Origin of the sequence: Paenibacillus ehimensis NBRC 15659 (assembly GCF_004000785.1) — a bacterium.
In the GTDB taxonomy this organism is placed as follows: domain Bacteria; phylum Bacillota; class Bacilli; order Paenibacillales; family NBRC-103111; genus Paenibacillus_G; species Paenibacillus_G ehimensis.
The window spans coordinates 20,457-38,714 of record NZ_BILX01000008.1 but is presented as its reverse complement, the minus strand read 5'-3'; the positions used below and the strand labels follow the sequence as shown (position 1 = coordinate 38,714).

At 61.2% G+C, this 18,258-nt stretch carries 10 protein-coding genes and 1 pseudogene; 10 read left to right on the top strand and 1 reads right to left on the bottom strand.

Annotated elements, in window-relative coordinates; translation table 11 throughout:
* Positions 1-54: 54 nt before the first annotated feature.
* The 7 genes and pseudogenes from PEH01S_RS06920 to PEH01S_RS36115 all read left to right on the top strand — a co-directional run bounded on the left by PEH01S_RS06920 (position 55) and on the right by PEH01S_RS36115 (position 13,616).
* Positions 55-837 (top strand): 2,3-dihydro-2,3-dihydroxybenzoate dehydrogenase, encoded by a 783-nt coding sequence (locus PEH01S_RS06920; RefSeq protein WP_127484467.1) that lies wholly within the window; start codon positions 55-57, stop codon positions 835-837.
* Between the two features lie 34 nt (positions 838-871).
* Positions 872-2,128, top strand: coding sequence for an isochorismate synthase DhbC (gene dhbC, locus PEH01S_RS06915; RefSeq protein ID WP_127484589.1), 1,257 nt, complete (start codon positions 872-874; stop codon positions 2,126-2,128).
* A gap of 3 nt (positions 2,129-2,131) precedes the next feature.
* Positions 2,132-3,763 carry a (2,3-dihydroxybenzoyl)adenylate synthase gene (locus tag PEH01S_RS06910; RefSeq protein WP_127484586.1) on the top strand — a complete coding sequence of 544 codons (1,632 nt, stop codon included), beginning with the start codon at positions 2,132-2,134 and terminating at the stop codon, positions 3,761-3,763.
* A gap of 21 nt (positions 3,764-3,784) precedes the next feature.
* On the top strand, positions 3,785-4,747 hold the full coding sequence (locus PEH01S_RS06905; protein WP_127484465.1) for an isochorismatase family protein: 963 nt from the start codon (positions 3,785-3,787) through the stop codon (positions 4,745-4,747).
* Positions 4,748-4,761: 14 nt separating this feature from the next.
* Positions 4,762-11,958, top strand: coding sequence for an amino acid adenylation domain-containing protein (locus PEH01S_RS06900; RefSeq protein WP_127484463.1), 7,197 nt, complete (start codon positions 4,762-4,764; stop codon positions 11,956-11,958).
* Positions 11,955-12,182, top strand: a complete 228-nt coding sequence (locus PEH01S_RS06895) for an MbtH family protein (RefSeq protein ID WP_025849985.1) — start codon at positions 11,955-11,957, stop codon at positions 12,180-12,182. Before PEH01S_RS06900 ends, PEH01S_RS06895 begins: the two co-directional genes overlap by 4 nt.
* Positions 12,179-13,616: pseudogene (locus PEH01S_RS36115) on the top strand (DHA2 family efflux MFS transporter permease subunit). Before PEH01S_RS06895 ends, PEH01S_RS36115 begins: the two are co-directional and overlap by 4 nt.
* Positions 13,617-13,690: 74 nt before the next feature.
* Here the strand turns inward: PEH01S_RS36115 and PEH01S_RS06885 are convergent.
* Complete coding sequence (locus tag PEH01S_RS06885) at positions 13,691-14,554, bottom strand: DMT family transporter (protein WP_127484461.1); 864 nt, start codon at positions 14,552-14,554, stop codon at positions 13,691-13,693.
* A 134-nt stretch (positions 14,555-14,688) separates the two neighbouring features.
* Here PEH01S_RS06885 and PEH01S_RS06880 point away from each other — a divergent pair, with 134 nt between their 5' ends.
* From PEH01S_RS06880 to PEH01S_RS06870, 3 genes are all read left to right on the top strand, one after another.
* Positions 14,689-15,144 carry a MarR family winged helix-turn-helix transcriptional regulator gene (locus PEH01S_RS06880; RefSeq protein ID WP_127484459.1) on the top strand — a complete coding sequence of 152 codons (456 nt, stop codon included), beginning with the start codon at positions 14,689-14,691 and terminating at the stop codon, positions 15,142-15,144.
* A 231-nt stretch (positions 15,145-15,375) separates the two neighbouring features.
* Positions 15,376-16,317, top strand: coding sequence for a thioredoxin-disulfide reductase (gene trxB, locus PEH01S_RS06875; protein WP_127484457.1), 942 nt, complete (start codon positions 15,376-15,378; stop codon positions 16,315-16,317).
* Between the two features lie 181 nt (positions 16,318-16,498).
* Positions 16,499-18,196, top strand: a complete 1,698-nt coding sequence (locus PEH01S_RS06870) for an amidohydrolase family protein (protein WP_127484455.1) — start codon at positions 16,499-16,501, stop codon at positions 18,194-18,196.
* The last annotated feature ends 62 nt before the right edge of the window (positions 18,197-18,258 follow it).

The following is an 18,258-nucleotide window of genomic DNA, read 5'->3' as shown; positions in this document are numbered from 1 at the left end:
ATGCGGGGGAGCAGAGGACGTTAAAGCGAATGGCGAAAGGACGGAGATGAAGAGGTGGAGCTTGGAATCAAAGGAAAAGTCGCGCTCGTCACCGGAGCGGCCCAAGGGATAGGGGAAGCCGTAGCGCGTGCGCTGGCTGAGCTCGGGGCTTCCGTGGCCGCCGTAGACCGCAACGCGGACGGGCTTGGCCGTCTTGTAGCGGAGCTGAGTGCCCAGGGCTGTCAGGCTGCGGCTTATCCGGCTGATGTAAGCGACAGCTCGGCGGTAGAGGACGCGGTGGAGCGCATCGAGCGGGAGCTGGGGCCCATCGGCATCCTCGTCAATGTCGCCGGGGTGCTGCGGATGGGGGCTATCGAATCATATAGCGACGAGGACTGGGAGGCGACATTTGCCGTCAATACGAAAGGCGTGTTTTACGTATCCCGCTCTGTGGTTCGGCGCATGGCCTTCCGCCGATCCGGGGCGATCGTAACCGTAGGGTCGAATGCCGCCGGGGTACCGCGCATGCATATGGCGGCCTATGCGGCCTCCAAGGCGGCGTCGACGGTGTTTACCAAATGCCTGGGGCTGGAGCATGCCAAGCACAATATCCGCTGCAATATCGTCTCGCCGGGCTCGACCGATACGGCGATGCAGCGTCTGCTGTGGGCGGATGAGTCCGGGGCGCGGGCGGTCATCGCGGGCTCGCCGGAGTCGTTCCGGCTGGGCATTCCGCTTGGGAAGCTGGCAAGACCGTCCGATATTGCGGATGCGGTCGTTTTTCTCGTATCCGACCGGGCAGGTCATATTACCATGAGCGATTTGTGCGTCGACGGCGGCGCAACGCTGGGAAATTAATTTCATTTCATTCTAAAAGAGAGGGATGATGGACATGGTGAACCTGGACACGGTTCCTGCCGCATGGGCTTCTGAACTTATCGATATGTATGAAGCCGGCTCGTCGTTTTTCCTGGCCTCGCCGCAGCGTACGCTGCTGGCGAAAGGGGAGGCGGCCAGACTGTCCGTACAGAAAGACGCGGATCGGCGCAAGAGCTTGCCGCAGCGCGTGGCCGAGCTGCTGGCCCGCACGCAATTTTCCGGAGGGGCGCCATCCGTTGTCGTAGGAGCGATTCCCTTCGATCCCGCGAAGCCAGCGGAGCTGATTGTGCCGCAGACGGCCCGGTGGGCCGGCAGGCTGCAGCTGCACGGCGAGGCTGCGGAAAAGCAGCTTGCCGCATCGGATTATCAGCTGCGTCCCGTACCGGAGCCGGAAGTCTACGAGCGGAGCGTGAGCCGGGCTTTGGCGTATTTTCAGAAGGGGGACCTCCGCAAGGTCGTTCTTGGGAGAACCTTGCATCTGACGCTTCCGGCGAAGGTCGATGTCAACCGGCTTCTCCGCAACTTGGCCCGGCATAATCCGCACGGCTATACGTTTGCGGTGAATCTGGCCCCGGGAGAAGCCCGGGCCGCATGGACTCCGAACGAAACGAACAGCCGGGAGCCGCGAACGCTGATCGGCGCCAGCCCTGAGCTGCTTGTGACGAGAACGGGAGGGCGGCTGAAGGCGAATCCGCTCGCGGGCTCCGCGCCCCGCAGCAGCGATCCGGTCGAGGATCGGCGGAGGGCGGAGGCGCTCCTTGCTTCGGCCAAGGACCGGCATGAGCACGCGGTCGTGATCGAAGCCGTCGCTGCAGCGCTGCGTCCCTATTGCAGCAGGCTGGACGTACCAAGCGAGCCCTCGCTTGTACAGACCTCCACGATGTGGCATCTGTCCACGGTCCTTACCGGAGAGCTGTCCGATCCTTGGGTATCGTCGCTGGAGCTGGCTTTGGCGCTTCACCCGACACCGGCGGTTTGCGGAACGCCGACCGATTTGGCGAGAGAGACGATTTGCGATAGCGAGCCGTTCGACCGGGGCTTCTTCACGGGAGCAGTCGGCTGGTGCGATGCGAATGGCGACGGGGAATGGGTCGTGACGATTCGCTGCGCCGAGGTGGAAGGCCGTGAGCTGCGGCTGTTCGCCGGCGCGGGAATCGTTGCCGGATCGAACCCGCAGGCCGAGCTGGCGGAGACGTCCGCCAAATTCCGGACGCTGCTGCAGGCGATGGGGCTGAATCAGCCGCAGCCGGCAGCCGTAAGGGAGGGATGAATGATGCGATCGCAATACCCTTCATGGCCGAAAGAGATGGCGGATTTTTACCGGGAGACCGGCTGCTGGCAGGGCGAGACGTTCGGTGAAATGCTGCGTGGGCGCGCTGCCGCTTACGGGGACCGCATCGCCGTTGTCAGCGGAACAAGCCGGATCAGCTACGCCGAGCTGGATGCGAGAGTCGACCGGTTGGCCGCCGGATTGTACAAGCTTGGCATTCGGCAGGACGACAAGGTGATTTTGCAGCTTCCCAATATAGCGGAGTTTATCGAAGTATGCTTTGCGCTGTTTCGGTTGGGCGCGCTGCCGGTATTCGCTCTTCCACTCCACCGCAGGAGTGAGATCGTTTATTTTTCCGAGTTTACAAATGCGAATGCTTATATTATTCCGGATGTCGAGGCAGGCTTCGATTACCGGGAGCTGGCGGCGCAAGTACAGGAGCAGGTGCCGACGCTGCGTCATGTCATCGTAGCCGGCGATCCCGGGAAGTTTACGGCGCTGCGCGACCTGTATGCCGATCCGCTGCCCGATTTGCCGGGGCCAAGCTCCGGGGATGTTGCGTTTCTCCAGCTGTCCGGCGGCAGCACCGGACTGCCGAAGCTGATTCCGCGCACGCACGACGATTATATCTACAGCTTGCGGATGAGCGCCGAAGTGTGCGCTCTCGACGAGCAGAGCATCTATCTTGCCGTGCTTCCTGCGGCCCACAATTATCCGCTGAGCTCCCCGGGCGTGCTGGGCACGCTATACGCAGGCGGGCGCGTCGTGCTGTCCCGCGGCTCCAGCCCGGACGAGGCGTTCCCTCTCATCGAGCGGGAACGCGTCACGATCACCGCCGTCGTGCCTCCGCTGGCTCTCGTATGGCTGGACGCCGCCGAGTCGCGCCGCAGCGACCTCTCGTCGCTTCGGCTGCTGCAGGTCGGCGGGGCCAAGTTCAGTGCGGAGGCCGCCCGTAAGGTCAAGCCGATTCTGGGCTGCACGTTGCAGCAGGTCTTCGGGATGGCGGAAGGGCTGGTCAACTATACCCGACCGGACGATCCCGAGGAGATTGTGGTGAATACGCAGGGAAGGCCGATGTCGCCTTATGACGAGATCCGCATCGTGGATGACGAGGATGAAGAGGTCGCTCCCGGTCAGGTCGGACATCTGCTGACGCGGGGGCCGTATACGATCCGCGGCTATTACAAAGCCGAAGAGCATAATGCCAGGGCGTTCACGGCGGACGGCTTTTACCGCACGGGGGACATGGCCCGAATGACGCCTGAAGGCTACCTTGTCGTCGAGGGCCGGGCCAAGGACCAGATCAACCGCGGCGGCGATAAAGTAGCGGCGGAGGAGATCGAGAACCATCTCCTCGCTCATCCGGGCGTGCATGACGCCGCCGTCGTTTCGATGCCCGATGCTTACCTTGGCGAGCGCACCTGCGCGTTCATCGTGCCGTATTCACCGGCGCCTGCCCCGGCCGAGCTCAAAGCGTTCCTGAGGGAGCGTGGGCTGGCTGCTTACAAAATCCCGGACCGGGTGGAATTTTTGGAGTCGTTCCCCCGAACCGGGGTCGGCAAGATCAGCAAGAAGGCGCTGCGCGAGCTTATTGCCCGGAAGCAGCAGGCTTTAGCTGCGCCTCCGATAAAATAACGAAAGAAAAGAGGAGATACGATGGCTCTTCCTGCCATAACGCCTTATCCGATGCCGACGGCGTCCGACCTGCCCGCCAACCGGGTGAATTGGACGCCTGACCCGAAGCGTGCGGTTTTGCTGATTCATGACATGCAGCAGTATTTCGTGGACGCTTTCACGGCAGGGGCATCCCCTGTCATCGAGCTGCTGGAGAACATCCGCGCGCTCCGAAGCGCTTGCCACGAGCTGGGCATACCGGTCGTCTATTCGGCCCAGCCGGGCGGCCAGACGCTGGAGCAGCGCGGCTTGCTGCAGGATTTCTGGGGTCCCGGGATCGACGACGGACCCTATCAGAAGCAAATCGTGAAGGAGCTGCTGCCGGACGAGCGCGATATCGTGCTGACCAAGTGGCGGTACAGCGCCTTTCAGAAGACCGATTTCCGCGCCAGACTGACCCAACTGGGCCGCGACCAGCTAATCGTATGCGGCATCTACGCTCATATCGGCTGCCTTATGACTTCCTGCGAAGCGTTCATGCAGGAGGTGGAGCCTTTCTTTGTCGCCGATGCGGTCGCGGACTTCTCGCTGGAGAAGCACCGGCTGGCGATTACCTACGCGGCCGAACGCTGCGCGGTCGTCATGACGACGGAGCGCTTGGTCAAGGCGCTTCGCGGTGAAACGGGAACCGCAGCCGAGCCGGAAGCCGCATCGGAAGCGGCTCCGGCGGCGGAAAGCGCGACGTTGACCAAGGACGGCTTGCGGGAGCTGGTGGCGGACTTGCTGCAGGAAGCCCCGACGTCCCTTGCGGAGCACGATAATCTGATTACGCAGTGGGGCTTGGATTCGATCCGCATCATGAGTCTGGCCGAACGGTGGCGGCGCTCCGGGGCGGAAGTCACGTTCGTGGAGCTGGCGGAGCGTCCGACGCTGGCCGATTGGTGGGCTCTGTTGTCCGGTCGCCTGAGCAGGGCTTTGCCGAACGGGGATTATATTACGACATGAAGGAGGGGGAGCATATGTCCGAAGCTCGGCAGGCCCGCCGGCCGTTGACGGGGGCGCAATTGGGGATTTGGTTCGCCCAGCAGCTTGACCCGGAAAGCCCGATGTTCAATACGGGGGAATATATCGATATTCATGGACCTCTGGACCCGGTGCGTTTCGAAGCGGCGCTGCGTCAAACCGTGGAGGAGGCGGAAACGCTGCATCTGCGCTTCGGCGAAGACGGGGATGGGCCTTGGCAGCGTCTTGAGCCGTCGTCCGACTGGGTGCTGCATCATGTGGACTTCAGCGGATCGGACCATCCGTTGGAAGCGGCCGAGGCTTGGATGAGACAGGACTTGGCCGAGCCGATAGACCTGACGCGAGGACCGCTGTTTACGGAAGCGTTGTTCAAGCTGGCCCCGGACCGCTTTCTCTGGTATCAGCGCATCCATCACCTCGTCATCGACGGCTACAGCTTTTCTTTGCTGGCCCAGAGAGCCGCTCAAATTTATACCGCCCTCACCCGGGACCAGCCGCCCGGGCCGGAAGCCTTCGGCGCGCTGCAATCGATTCTCCGGGAGGACGATGCCTATCGTGCTTCGGAGCAGCAGGAGCGGGACCGGGCCTTCTGGCTTGCCCGCTTCGCCGACGCGCCGGAAGCGGTTAGTCTGGGCAGCCGGGCGGCCAGAGCCGGCGCAGGCTTCCTGCGCCGGACCGCGCAGCTGTCGCCGGACGAGGCGTCCGCGCTGCGGAAGGCGGCCGACCGGACGGGAACGACTTGGCCCGATGTCATGATTGCGGCCGTAGCGGCCTACGTGCATCGGATGACCGGCGCTAACGATGTGATTCTCGGTCTGCCTATGATGTGCCGCTTGGGTTCGGCTTCGCTGCGCATTCCGGGCATGGTCATGAACCTGCTGCCGCTGCGTTTGGCCGTGCGGCCCGAGATGCCGCTGTCCGAGCTGCTGCGCCAAGTTTCGCGGGAGGTCTGCGAGGCCCGGCGCCATCAGTTGTACCGGCAGCAGGATATGCGGCGGGAGCTGAAGCTGATCGGGGAAAACCGCCGCTTGTTCGGGCCGATGGTCAACGTGATGCCGTTCGACTATCGCCTGAGCTTTGCCGGCTGCCCGGGCATTCCGCATAATCTGTCTGCCGGGCCGGTGGACGATCTGTCGATCCATGTCTATGACCGGTCGGACGGCAGCGGGCTGCGGGTAGATTTCGACGGAAATCCGGCGGTGTATGGAGCGGAAGAGCTGGCGGCCCATCAGCGGCGGTTCCTTGGCTGGCTGGGGCGCCTTGCCTCGGCCGATCCCGGGCAGCCGATCTCGCAGATCGATATGCTGCTGCCCGAGGAACGGGAGCAGGTGCTCATCGGATGGAACGAAACGGCCCGGGAATGGCCGGAAGCCTCCACGTCCGCGATGGTCGAGGCCCAAGTCGCCCGCACGCCGGATGCGGTCGCCGTCGTATTCGAGGACTCCGTCCTCACGTATGCCGAATTGAACCGGCGCGCCAACCGGCTGGCTCATGCGTTGATCTCGCGGGGCGTCGGTCCGGAAGGCGTTGTAGCGCTGCTGCTGCCGCGGTCGGCGGAAGCGGTTGTGGCGGTTCTGGCCGTCCATAAAACCGGCGCCGCGTATTTGCCGCTGGACCCCGACTATCCGCAGGACCGGTTGGCCTACATGCTCCAAGACGCCGCCCCTCTGTGCGTCCTGACGGACAGCGAAACGGCCGCCCGGCTTCCTTCCGGAGCGGCGGGGCCTCTTCTGGTGCTTGACGAGCCTGCTGTTGAAGCGCAAATGCTGCGCCAGCCGGAAACCTCTCCCGGCGACGAGGACCGTACCGGCCGTCTGTCGCCTCTTCACCCTGCCTACATTCTTTACACGTCGGGCTCAACCGGCAAGCCGAAGGGCGTGATCGTGACCTTCGGCAGCTTGACTAACCTGCTCACGGCCATGCAGGACCGGTTCCGGCTGAGCGTCCGGGACCGGCTGCTGTCGGTAACGACGATTGCTTTTGACATCTCGGTGCTTGAAATGTTCCTGCCTCTGATTGCGGGAGCCTGCATCGATATCGCTCCGAGGTCGGTGATCATCGACCCGCCTGCGCTGGCGAGGATGATTCATGAGTCGGGGGCTACGATCATGCAGGCGACGCCGACCCTGTGGCAGGCGCTCGCGTCGAGCAAGCCGGAGCCGTTCCCCGGCCTGCGGATCATCACGGGCGGTGAGGCATTCCCGCTGGGGCTGAAGCTCGCGATGCAGTCGCTCGGCTGCGAGGTTCATAACCAGTACGGACCGACGGAGACGACGATCTATTCCACCGCCGGGCGTTTGGGCGAAGAGCGCACGGGCACGCCGCCGATCGGCGGGCCGATTGCGAACACGCAGGCCTATGTGCTGGATGCGGGACTGTCTCCGGTACCGCCGGGCGTCGCGGGCGATCTGTATCTTGCGGGGACGGGATTGGCCCGCGGTTATTTGGGGCGGCCGGACTTGACGGCCGAGCGTTTCGTGGCCAATCCGTTCGGCCCGCCCGGCAGCCGGATGTACCGTACGGGCGACCTTGCGAGATGGCTTGAGGACGGCACTCTCGATTACATAGGACGCGCCGATCATCAGATCAAGATACGCGGTTTTCGGGTGGAGCTTGGCGAAATCGAATCGCTGCTCTCCCGGCATCCGGCGGTCGATCAGGTGACGGTCGTCGCGCGGGAGGACCGGCCCGGGGATAAACGGCTTGTGGCTTATTTCACAGCTCAAGCCCAGCATGGCCCCGATCCGGCGGAGCTTCGGCAGTATGTGGCCGAAGAGCTGCCCGATTACATGGTGCCTTCCGCCTTCGTGCCGTTGGCGGCCATGCCCTTGACGCCCAATCAGAAAATCGACCGCAAGGCGCTGCCTGCTCCGGATTTCCACTTAGCCGTCAGCCGCAGTCCGAGAACGCCGCAGGAGGAGCTGCTGTGCGGCTTGTTCGCAGAGGTGCTCGGCCTGGCGAAGGCGGGCATCGACGACGACTTCTTCGGACTCGGCGGCCATTCCCTGCTGGCAGGGCGGCTGGTGGGCCGAATCCGGGAAGTGTTCGGCGTGGAATTCGGCATCGGGGGGCTTTTCGAATCGCCTACCGTCGCCGGTCTCGCCAAGCGCCTCGATCAGGCGCAGGCGGCCAGACCGGCCGTGCGTCCGGCCGAGCGGCCGGAGGCGGTCCCGCTTTCCTTCGCCCAGAACCGGCTGTGGTTTCTATACCGTCTCGAAGGTCCGAGTCCGACCTACAACATTCCGCTGGTTGCCCGGCTGTCGGGCCCGTTAAACGCGGCTGCGCTGGAAGGGGCGCTCGGCGATGTGGTAAGCCGGCATGAGACGCTGCGCACGATTTTCCCGGATACGCAGGGTTCTTCGCAGCAGCTCATTTTGGATGCGGCGCAGGCCAAGCCCCGGCTGCTTGTGACCGAAGTCCGCGAAGACGAGTTGTCCGAACGGCTCGCCGAGGCGGTGCGCTACGGCTTCCGGCTGGCCGAGGAGCCTTCGCTTCGCGCCGAATTGTTCGTGCTTGGCGAGAATGAATACGCCCTGCTGCTGCTGCTTCACCATATCGCGGGCGACGGCTGGTCGCTGGTGCCGCTCACCCGCGAGCTGTCCGCCGCCTACGCCGCACGTCTGCGGGGAGAATTGCCCGCTTGGGCTCCGCTGCCGGTGCAGTATGCCGACTATGCGCTCTGGCAGGAGCGGCTGCTTGGCAGCGAGGGCGATGCCGACAGCCTAATTGCGCGCCAGCTCGCCTTCTGGACCCGGACACTGCAGGGCTTGCCGGACGAGCTGACGCTGCCGGCCGATCGTCCGAGGCCTTCGGCTGCAAGCTACCGGGGAGGGGTTGTCCGCTTCCGGATCGGCAGCGAGCTGAACCTCCGGCTTGCGGAGGTTGCCCGCGAAAGCAAGGCCAGCTTGTTCATGGTGCTGCAGTCCGCGCTTGCGGCGCTGCTTACCCGAATCGGCGGCGGGACGGATATTCCGATCGGCAGTCCGATTGCGGGGCGGAGCGACGATGCGCTGGACGGCCTGGTCGGCTTGTTCATCAATACGCTGGTGCTTCGCACCGATACGTCCGGCGATCCGTCCTTCCGCGAGCTGCTGGCCCGCGTCCGCCAGACGAATCTGGCCGCTTACGAGCATCAGGATGTGCCCTTCGAGCGCCTGGTGGAGGTGCTGAATCCCGTGCGTTCGCGGGCCCGGCATCCGCTGTTCCAGATCATGCTGGTGCTGCAAAATACGCCGGATGCCATGCTTGACCTGCCCGGAGTGGACGCCCGTCTCCAATTGGACAGCGCCGGCACGGCCAAGTTCGATCTGACCTTCGAACTGAACGAGTGCCGCAAGCCGGATGGCACGCCGGACGGGCTGGAAGGGCTGCTGGAGTACAGCTCCGATCTGTTCGAGCGCAGTACGGCGGAAAAGCTGGCCGAGCGGTTTGTGCAGGTGCTGGAGGGAGCGGCGGCCGAGCCGGATCAGCCGATCGGACGGCTGGAGATTTTGATGCCCGACGAGCGCAGCAGCCTGCTGGCGCAATGGCGCGAGCCGCTGCCTGTGACGCCGGGGGCCCATCTGCCCGCGCTGTTCGAGGCGCAGGCGGCCCGCAGCCCCGGATCGGCGGCAGTCGTCTGCGAAGGCGAGCTGCTCGACTATGCGGAGCTGAACTGCCGCGCCAACCGGCTGGCGCATCTGCTGATCGCCGAAGGCGTCGGCCCCGAGCAGATGGTGGCGTTGGCGCTGCCGCGCTCGGTAGAGATGGTGGTCGGCGTGCTGGCCGTGCTGAAGGCCGGAGCGGCGTACTTGCCGCTGGACCCGGATTATCCGGCCGACCGGCTGGCTTATATGCTGGAGGACGCCCGGCCGGTGGTTGTCGTCACAAGCGAAGCCGGGGCTCAGGGCTTGCCGGATACCGGGAGCCTGCCGCGTCTGGTGCTGGATGCGCCGGATACGGCGGAGCGGCTAAGGGCGTATTCGCCGGACAACCCCGGCGACCGGGATCGCACAGGGCCGCTGTCGCCGCTCAGCCCTGCGTATATGATCTATACCTCGGGCTCGACGGGCAAGCCGAAGGGCGTCGTGATTCCGCATCAGAACGTCGTGCGGTTGTTTGCCTCGACGCAGCATTGGTTCGGCTTCGGTTCGGAGGACGTCTGGACGCTGTTCCATTCGTATGCTTTCGATTTTTCCGTATGGGAAATGTGGGGGCCGCTTCTCCATGGCGGCCGCCTCGTGGTCGTGCCGCACACGGTCAGCCGATCGCCCGCGGAGTTCCTGCAATTGCTCGTACGCGAGCGGGTTACGGTGCTGAATCAGACGCCGTCGGCGTTCTATCAGCTGATGCAGGCGGACCGCGAGCATCCGTCGCTGGGCGGGGAGCTGGCTCTGCGCTGCGTCGTCTTTGGCGGCGAGGCGCTGGAGCTCGGACGGCTGGAGGAATGGTATGCGCGCCATCCGGACGATGCCCCGAGATTGATCAACATGTACGGCATTACCGAGACAACCGTGCATGTCAGCTACAAGGAGCTGGACCGCGGCAGCGCCGCTTCGGGCGCCGGCAGCCTGATCGGCGAAGCGATTCCGGATTTGCGCGTCTATGTTCTGGATGAGGCGCTGCAGCCTGTCCCGCCCGGGGTAACGGGAGAAATGTATGTCGCCGGCGCCGGGCTGGCGCGCGGCTATTGGGGACGGCCGGGGCTGACGGCGGAGCGGTTCGTGGCCGATCCGTTCGGCGCGCCGGGCTCCCGGATGTACCGTACCGGCGATTTGGCCCGGCGCCTCGCCGACGGTTCGCTGGATTATTTGGGCCGGGCGGATCATCAGGTGAAGATCCGCGGGTTCCGCATCGAGCCGGGCGAGATCGAGGCGGTGCTGGCAAGGCATCCCGGCGTCGCGCAGGTCGCCGTCGTGGTGCGCGAGGATCAGCCGGGCGACAAGCGGCTGGTCGCTTACGTCGTCCCCGCGCCGGACTCGCTCGCCGAGCCGGCCGAGCTGCGCCGGTATGCCGGCGCCAGCCTGCCGGATTACATGGTGCCGTCGGCCGTCATCGGCATGGACGCCCTGCCGCTTACTCCGAACGGCAAGCTGGACCGGAAGGCGCTGCCTGCGCCGGATTGGACCGTCGATCCCGACGGAAGAGGCCCGCGGACGCCGCAAGAAGAGGTGCTGTGCGATTTGTTCGCCGAAGTGCTGGGACTGCGGCGCGTGGGAATCGACGACGGCTTCTTCGAGCTCGGAGGGCATTCGCTGCTGGCGGTACGGCTGATGAGCCGCATTCGCGAAGCGATGGGCCGCGATCTCGGCATCGGCGTCCTCTTCGAGACGCCGACGGTTGCCGGGCTCGCGGAGCGGCTGGAGATGGGAACGGATCAAGGCGCGCTTCAAGTGCTCCTGCCGCTAAGGGCCCACGGAACCGAACCGCCGCTGTTCTGCGTGCATCCGGCGGGCGGACTGAGCTGGTGCTATGCCGGCCTGATGAAGCATCTCGGGATGGAATACCCGATCTACGGGCTACAGGCCCGGGGCATTGCGCGGACCGAGACGCTGCCGCAGACGATGGACGAGATGACGGCGGATTATATCGCGCATATCCGCACGGTGCGGCCAACCGGCCCGTACCGGCTGCTGGGCTGGTCGCTCGGCGGCAACGTGGCGCAGGCCATGGCCGTCCAGCTGCAGCAGGAAGGGGAGGAAGTAGAGTTCCTCGCGATGCTTGACGCCTTCCCAAGCCACTATTTGCCGATTCGCGGCGAGGTGGATGAAGAAGAGGCGCTGACCGCGATGCTGGCGCTCGGCGGCTACGACCCGGACAGTCTCGGCGACGTCCCGCTGACCATGGCCGCCGCCATCGAGATCCTTCGCAGCGACGGAAGCGCGCTGGCAAGCTTGGACGAAGCGATCATCCGGAATCTGAGAACGACCTACGAGAACTCGGTCCGACTGTTAGGGTCGTATGTGCCGAAACGGTTCGAAGGCGATCTGCTGTTCTTCCATTCCACGATCATCCCGGACTGGTTCGATCCGATCGATCCGGAGATGTGGCTTCCGTATATTAGCGGGCAGATGGAGCGCTATGATATTGCGTGCCGGCATAAAGACCTGTGCCAGCCCGGACCGCTGACGGAGATCGGACGGCAGCTTTCGGTGAAGCTGCAGGCGCTGAAAAACCGGACAGTCAAAACCTTTAGGGAGGAAATCAAACGATGACCAATCCATTCGAGCGAACGGACAGCGACTATCTGGTGTTGATCAATGAGGAGGGACAGCATTCGCTCTGGCCCGCTTTCATTCCGGTTCCGCAGGGCTGGACCGCGGCGTTCGGGCAGGCTGCGCGGGAGGCGTGCCTCGACTACATCGCCGCACACTGGTCGGATCTGCGGCCCCGCAGCCTTTATGCCGGGCCTGCCTACGCCGACACGAAGCAGGGATGACGGAAGGACCGAATCCCAAAGTCGTTGTGTGCATCGTCTATGTCGCCGCCATGTTCATGGTAGCGATGGACGCCACCGTACTTAATGTTGCGCTGGGCACCATCAGCCGGGAGCTCAATGTGCCCCCGGCTGCTTCCGGCGCGCTCAACGTCGGCTATCTGGCGAGCCTTGCCCTTGTTCTTCCCGTAGCCGGCTGGCTTGGAGACCGCTGGGGAACCAAACGGATCCTGCTGCTGGCGCTCGGCCTGTTCACCGGGGCCTCCGCCCTGTGCGGATGGGCCGGCAGTCTGGCGGAGCTTACCGCGTACCGGATGCTGCAAGGCATCGGCGGCGGCTTGCTGACGCCTGTTGGCATGGCGATGCTGTTCCGGGCCTTCCCGCCGCAGGAGCGGGCCAAGGTGTCGCGGGCGCTGGTGCTGCCCATCGCCGCTGCGCCTGCCTTGGGGCCGATCGTCAGCGGCTTGTTGACGGACCAGTTCTCCTGGCGCTGGATTTTCTACATCAATCTCCCGGTCGGCATTCCGGTTCTGCTGTTCGGACTGCTGTATCTCAAGGAGCATAAGGAGCCGGAAGCCGGACGTCTGGATCTGCCGGGCTTCCTGCTCTCCGCTCCCGGCATGGCGCTGACGATGTACGCCCTCAGCCAAGGGCCGGTTCTCGGCTGGCATTCGCCCTGGATTGCCGGCGCCGGACTTCTGGGCTTGCTTTTGCTGGCCGCTCTCGTCGCAGTCGAACTGCGCGCGCCGAAGCCGATGCTGGATTTGCGTCTGCTGTGCGACAGGCTGTTCCGCGCGGCGGGGCTCGTCGGCATGTGCTCGGCCGCCGGGCCTGCTGGGCATGCTCTACGTCTTCCCGCTGATGTACCAATATGTGCTGGGGGCTTCGGCGCTTGAGACCGGGCTTACGACGTTTCCGGAAGCGCTGGGGCTGATGGTGTCATCCCAGCTCGTGCCTTGGTCTTATCCGAAGCTCGGCCCTAAACGTATGATCATTACGGGGCTGCTCTGCACGATAGCGATCTTTGTAACGCTGAGCTTCGTCCGCGAAGGATCCGATCCGTGGCTGATCCGCGGTCTGCTGTTCGGCGTGGGCGTCTGCTTGGGCCATACGGTCGGCGCGGTGCAGATCGCCTCGTTCGCCAACATTCCTCCCTCGTCGATGGGGCGCGCCTCGACCTGGTTCACGGTTCAGAACCGGCTCGGTTCAGCCATCGGCCTGGCGCTGCTGTCCGGCATCCTTGCAGCGGCAGGCACGGGAGCGGCAGAACCAGCCGGAGCCATGGAGCCCGATCAGACAGCTTACCGGGCGGCACTGCTCGGGGCGGCAGGCTTCCTGCTGCTCGGGCTGTGTTTTGCGCTCGGCATGCGCGACTCCGATGCCGCCGCAACGCTCCGCAAGCGGGGCGCTCCCGGCAAGACTGCGGTGGAACGATAATAAACGTAACGTAAGCTATGAAATTCAAACACGGGCGGGCTTTGCGGGAGCGCAGAGCCCGCTTTTTCATGCCTTTACGGCCAAGATACGATCAGGATGCCGGCGAAGGTGCAGCCTACCCCGACCCATTGATTCCAAGCCGGCTTTTCGCCTCCCGCAAGCACTCCCCACAGCAAAGTGACGATGGCAAACAGCGATGTGGCCGTGATGACGATGGAGGTGTCCTCCAGTCCCAATCCGGTGTTGTAGCTGACAAGAGCGACCGCATCGAGAATGCCGACGAGGGCGACCAGCCCGGCGCCGTTCCTGCCCGGAGAGGTGAGCCTGATCTTCAGCAGCCGGTAAAGGACCGGAAGCAGGATCACGGCCTGCAGCCGTCCGATCCAGACGGTCAGCAGACCGCCAAGGGCTTCCTGTGCGAAACGCAGCCCGAAGAAGGCCGCACCGAGAAACAGCGAGGCCAGTACGGCCCAAAGCACTCCGCTCGCCAACGCAGTGCCGGGCCGCTGTTTTGACCTCCCGGACCGCCATACCATGGATGCCAGGATGACTCCCGACAACGTCATGATGATGCCGAGCCAAGTTCCCGTGCCCAACCGTTCCCCGGATAGAAAGGCCAGAGCGACGGTCACTACGGAGAAGCTGGAGGCGACAGGCGCGACGACGGCGGAGCTTCCGGTAAGCAGGCCTTGATAAAGAAAAAGAATTCCGATCAGATCAACCGCCATCCAGAGGCTGGCTGCGGCAGCATGCCGGAGCGACAGCAGGGCATCCCACTGTCCCTGCCAGAAGACAGCGGCCGTCAAGAAGAGGAGACCGACGAGCTGCATATAAAAGAGGGTGGAGAACACGCCGATTTTTTTGCTCGATTTTCCCGCGAAGAAATCGGCCGTTCCGAAGGATAAAGCCGACAAAAGTCCGAGAAAAATGCCATTCATGAGTCACCCCTCCTTTTCAAAATAGTTGTATAATCAATTATTTCCTATGCAACTAAATTAGCACGGTTTATTTGCTCCGTCAACGATGAATCAAGTATGATAAAATTATCCGATGGTTCAGGAGGAAGAACGGGATGCAACGACTTGAGGAAGACCAGCTTGCGGCTTGGCGCGCTTTTGTCAATGCCCACGCCGCCGTGATTAAACGAATCGAAGCCGATTTATCCGATCAACGAAGAGTGCCGCTTACGACGTATGATGTTTTGGTAGCCTTGTACCAGTCGCCGGATAAGAAGCTTCGAATGACCGACTTGGCCAACAAAGTCGTGTTGACCCGAAGCGGGCTGACCCGGGTGATTGAGCGGTTGGAGCGGGAGGGGCTTGTGGAGAGGGAAAGAACGGAGGAAGACCGGCGGGGGGCTTTTGCCGTACTGACCCGGGAAGGGAAACGGGAGTTTCTCAGAACCTGGCCGGTTTATTCGGAAGGCATTTACAATTACTTCGTAAGCGTGCTGGACGAAGAGGAGCGGAAGGCTGTCGAGAAGGCGCTGTCGAAAGTTTCCAACGCACTGAAAAAAGGGAAATGCTAGCGGGATTTACAAGCGGAACGGCCAAGCTGACACGGACATACGACGAAAACCGAATGAAACCCGGCATGGAGCAAGCGGCGAGCTGCTCTTTTTTTGTTGCGTCAGAGGGTTCCTGGGCTTGCGCTTTCTTCATGATTCCTTCATGTGACCTTAATCAAACCTTCATGCAATCTTTCTCCGGGGGAGATATGATAAAGCTTAAGGATAGGCTGTATGAAGGAGGAACACATCATGTACAATAGCGTAATTATCGGAACAGGCCCCGGAGGGTTGACGGCGGCGATATATTTGGCGAGAGCGGGATTGAAGCCTTTGGTGATCGAAGGTCCGGAGCCGGGAGGACAACTGACGACGACGACCGAGGTCGAGAACTTCCCGGGCTTCCCGGAAGGCATCATGGGTCCCGAATTAATGGATAACATGCGCAAGCAGGCCGAACGCTTCGGCGCCGAATTCCGGACGGGATGGGTGAACAAAGCCGATCTCTCCAAGCGGCCATTCACGCTTTCGGTCGAAGGCATGGGCGACATTCAAGCGGAAACGGTGATCGTATCCACCGGCGCTTCCGCGAAATACCTCGGCATTCCGGGAGAAAAGGAAAACGTCGGACGCGGGGTAAGCACCTGTGCGACATGCGACGGCTTCTTCTTCCGGGGCAAAAAAATTATCGTTATCGGCGGCGGGGATTCGGCCATGGAAGAGGCGAACTTCCTGACCCGCTTCGCTTCGGAGGTCGTTCTGGTGAACCGGCGCACCGAGCTTCGCGCGTCGAAGATCATGCAGGAGCGGGCACGCGCCAACGAGAAAATCAGCTGGAAGCTGAACCGGACTCCGCTGGAAGTCATCGCGGGCGAACGGGGCGTGACCGGGCTGAAGGTGAGAAACAACGACACCGGCGAGGAAGAAATCATCGAAGTAGACGGCATCTTCGTAGCGATCGGCCACACGCCGAATACGAAGTTTCTGGAGGGCCAGCTGACGACCGACGAGCACGGCTACTTGCTGGTGAAGCCAGGCACGACGGAAACGAACATTCCCGGCGTATTCGCCTGCGGCGACGTCCAGGACAGCCGGTATCGGCAGGCGATCAGCGCAGCGGGCACAGGCTGCATGGCGGCGCTCGATTGCGAGAGGTTTCTGGAGTCGGCCGAGCTGAAGGAGCTTGCTTTGTAATTGAATCGGAATGCAATGACCCTGGCGTCTGCAAACGGCGCCGGGGCGTTTATTTTTTTGCGAAGCTTCCGGGTTCTCCTTCATCGCTTGATACGGATTTTATTTGCTTTACGCAAGCAAATAAAATAAAATGATGATGCTAAAGAAATTTTTTTAAGAGAGGAGCGCATGAAGTCATTAATTGTTATTAAAAAAGAAAGGAATGATAAGTGTGAGGAAAACTGTAATCCTCTTCTGTAGTTTAATCTTGTTTATGTTGTTGAGCGATACTTCCTATGCAATGAAGGTGCCGAAAACCCAGGGGACATTTGTTATTCGCGGTGTAACGATTATTGATATCCGAAGTGGTGAACTCAAGCCGGATAGGGCCGTGGTCATTGAAGGGAACAAAATTAAACAAATTGTAAATCGTGCCGACGTTTCGATCCCTTCCAACGTATATGTCGTCGAGGCTAAGGGGAAATATATGATTCCCGGTCTGTGGGACATGCATATTCATATACTGGATAACTACAAAGTAGCCTTTCCGAGTCTTCTGGCTAATGGTGTCACAGGGGTTCGAGATATGGGGGCGCGATTTGAACAGATAAATCAATGGGAGAACGAAATGGACAAGGGAGCGTTAGCCCCGCGTATTGTGTATTCAGGGCCTATTTTGGATGGTGCTCCTCTTCCTTTGCATGAGAATATTCAAACGGTTCAAGAGGCACGGGAAAAGGTTAGAGAGCTGAAACAAGCCGGGGTTGATTTTATAAAAGTGTATTCATATCTTCCTGCGGATATATACACGGCCATAGTAGACGAAGCAAAAAAACAAGAGATGACGGTTGCAGGTCATGTTCCCAATAGTATAGGGGCATATCGCGCCTCTAATCTAGGGCAGAAGTCACTTGAGCATTTGCATGGGATTTCCATAGCTGCCTCAGACATCGAGGAGAAGATTCTGAATGCGCCGCCTTCCTACCGGGACGCTCCTTTTGCGGCAGATTTGCAAGCTATTGGGCAGCATAATGAGAAGAAAGAACAAATCCTGTTTGATACGTTCAAGAAAAACAATACGTGGCAAGTTCCGACCCTCGTAACCTTCAAGAGTTTAATCAATACCTCTCCGGATGAGCGCAGCCGATATGTGCCTACGGAAGTGCAAGCTAATTGGATCAAAGTGCAGGAGCACATGAAAACTTCAAATGACTATAGGGAACAATTGAACGCTGCGGAAAAGATATTTAACGCGCACCTGGCCTTGGCAGGTAGAATGCATAAAGCAGGAGTGCCTATTCTGGCCGGAACCGACGCAAATATGTTTGAAGGAGAAGCGCTGCCAAACTTATTTTACGGTTTCAGTTTGCATGACGAGTTAGAGCTGCTTGTCCAAGCAGGAATGACTCCATTGGAGGCTCTGCAATCGGCAACGATTCATCCTGCGGCCTACCTCAATATGACCGACACGCTGGGAACCATTGAGGAGGGAAAACTTGCTGACATGGTTTTGTTGAATGATAATCCGCTTGCGGACATAAATCATATTCGAAACATAGAATCCGTGGTTAGCAATGGTCACCTAATAGAGAAAGAAAATCTGCGGAAAATGCTGAAAACCTATCCTGCACCTGCCAGTTGGAGTAAAAATAAACCGTCCGCGCTTTATCCAATCCGAAATATTGGGGAGGAGATTGGAGCCGTTGTCCGTTTCGATGAGAATACGAGGACGGTATCCGTTCGCAAGAATAAATATTCCCTTGAATTTCAATTAAATGCCAAGGAGTATACGTGGAATGGGGAGCATTATTCTCTAAATGAGCCTATTCACGTAATCAATGGCAATGCCATGATCACAGAGGAGTTAGCTCAAGCTTTAAGAAATTGGGGGACAGAATAACGAATCGTGTATTTTGTTTGCTTTTTGCAAGCAAATAAAATACACTGTAAGTCAGTAAGCTA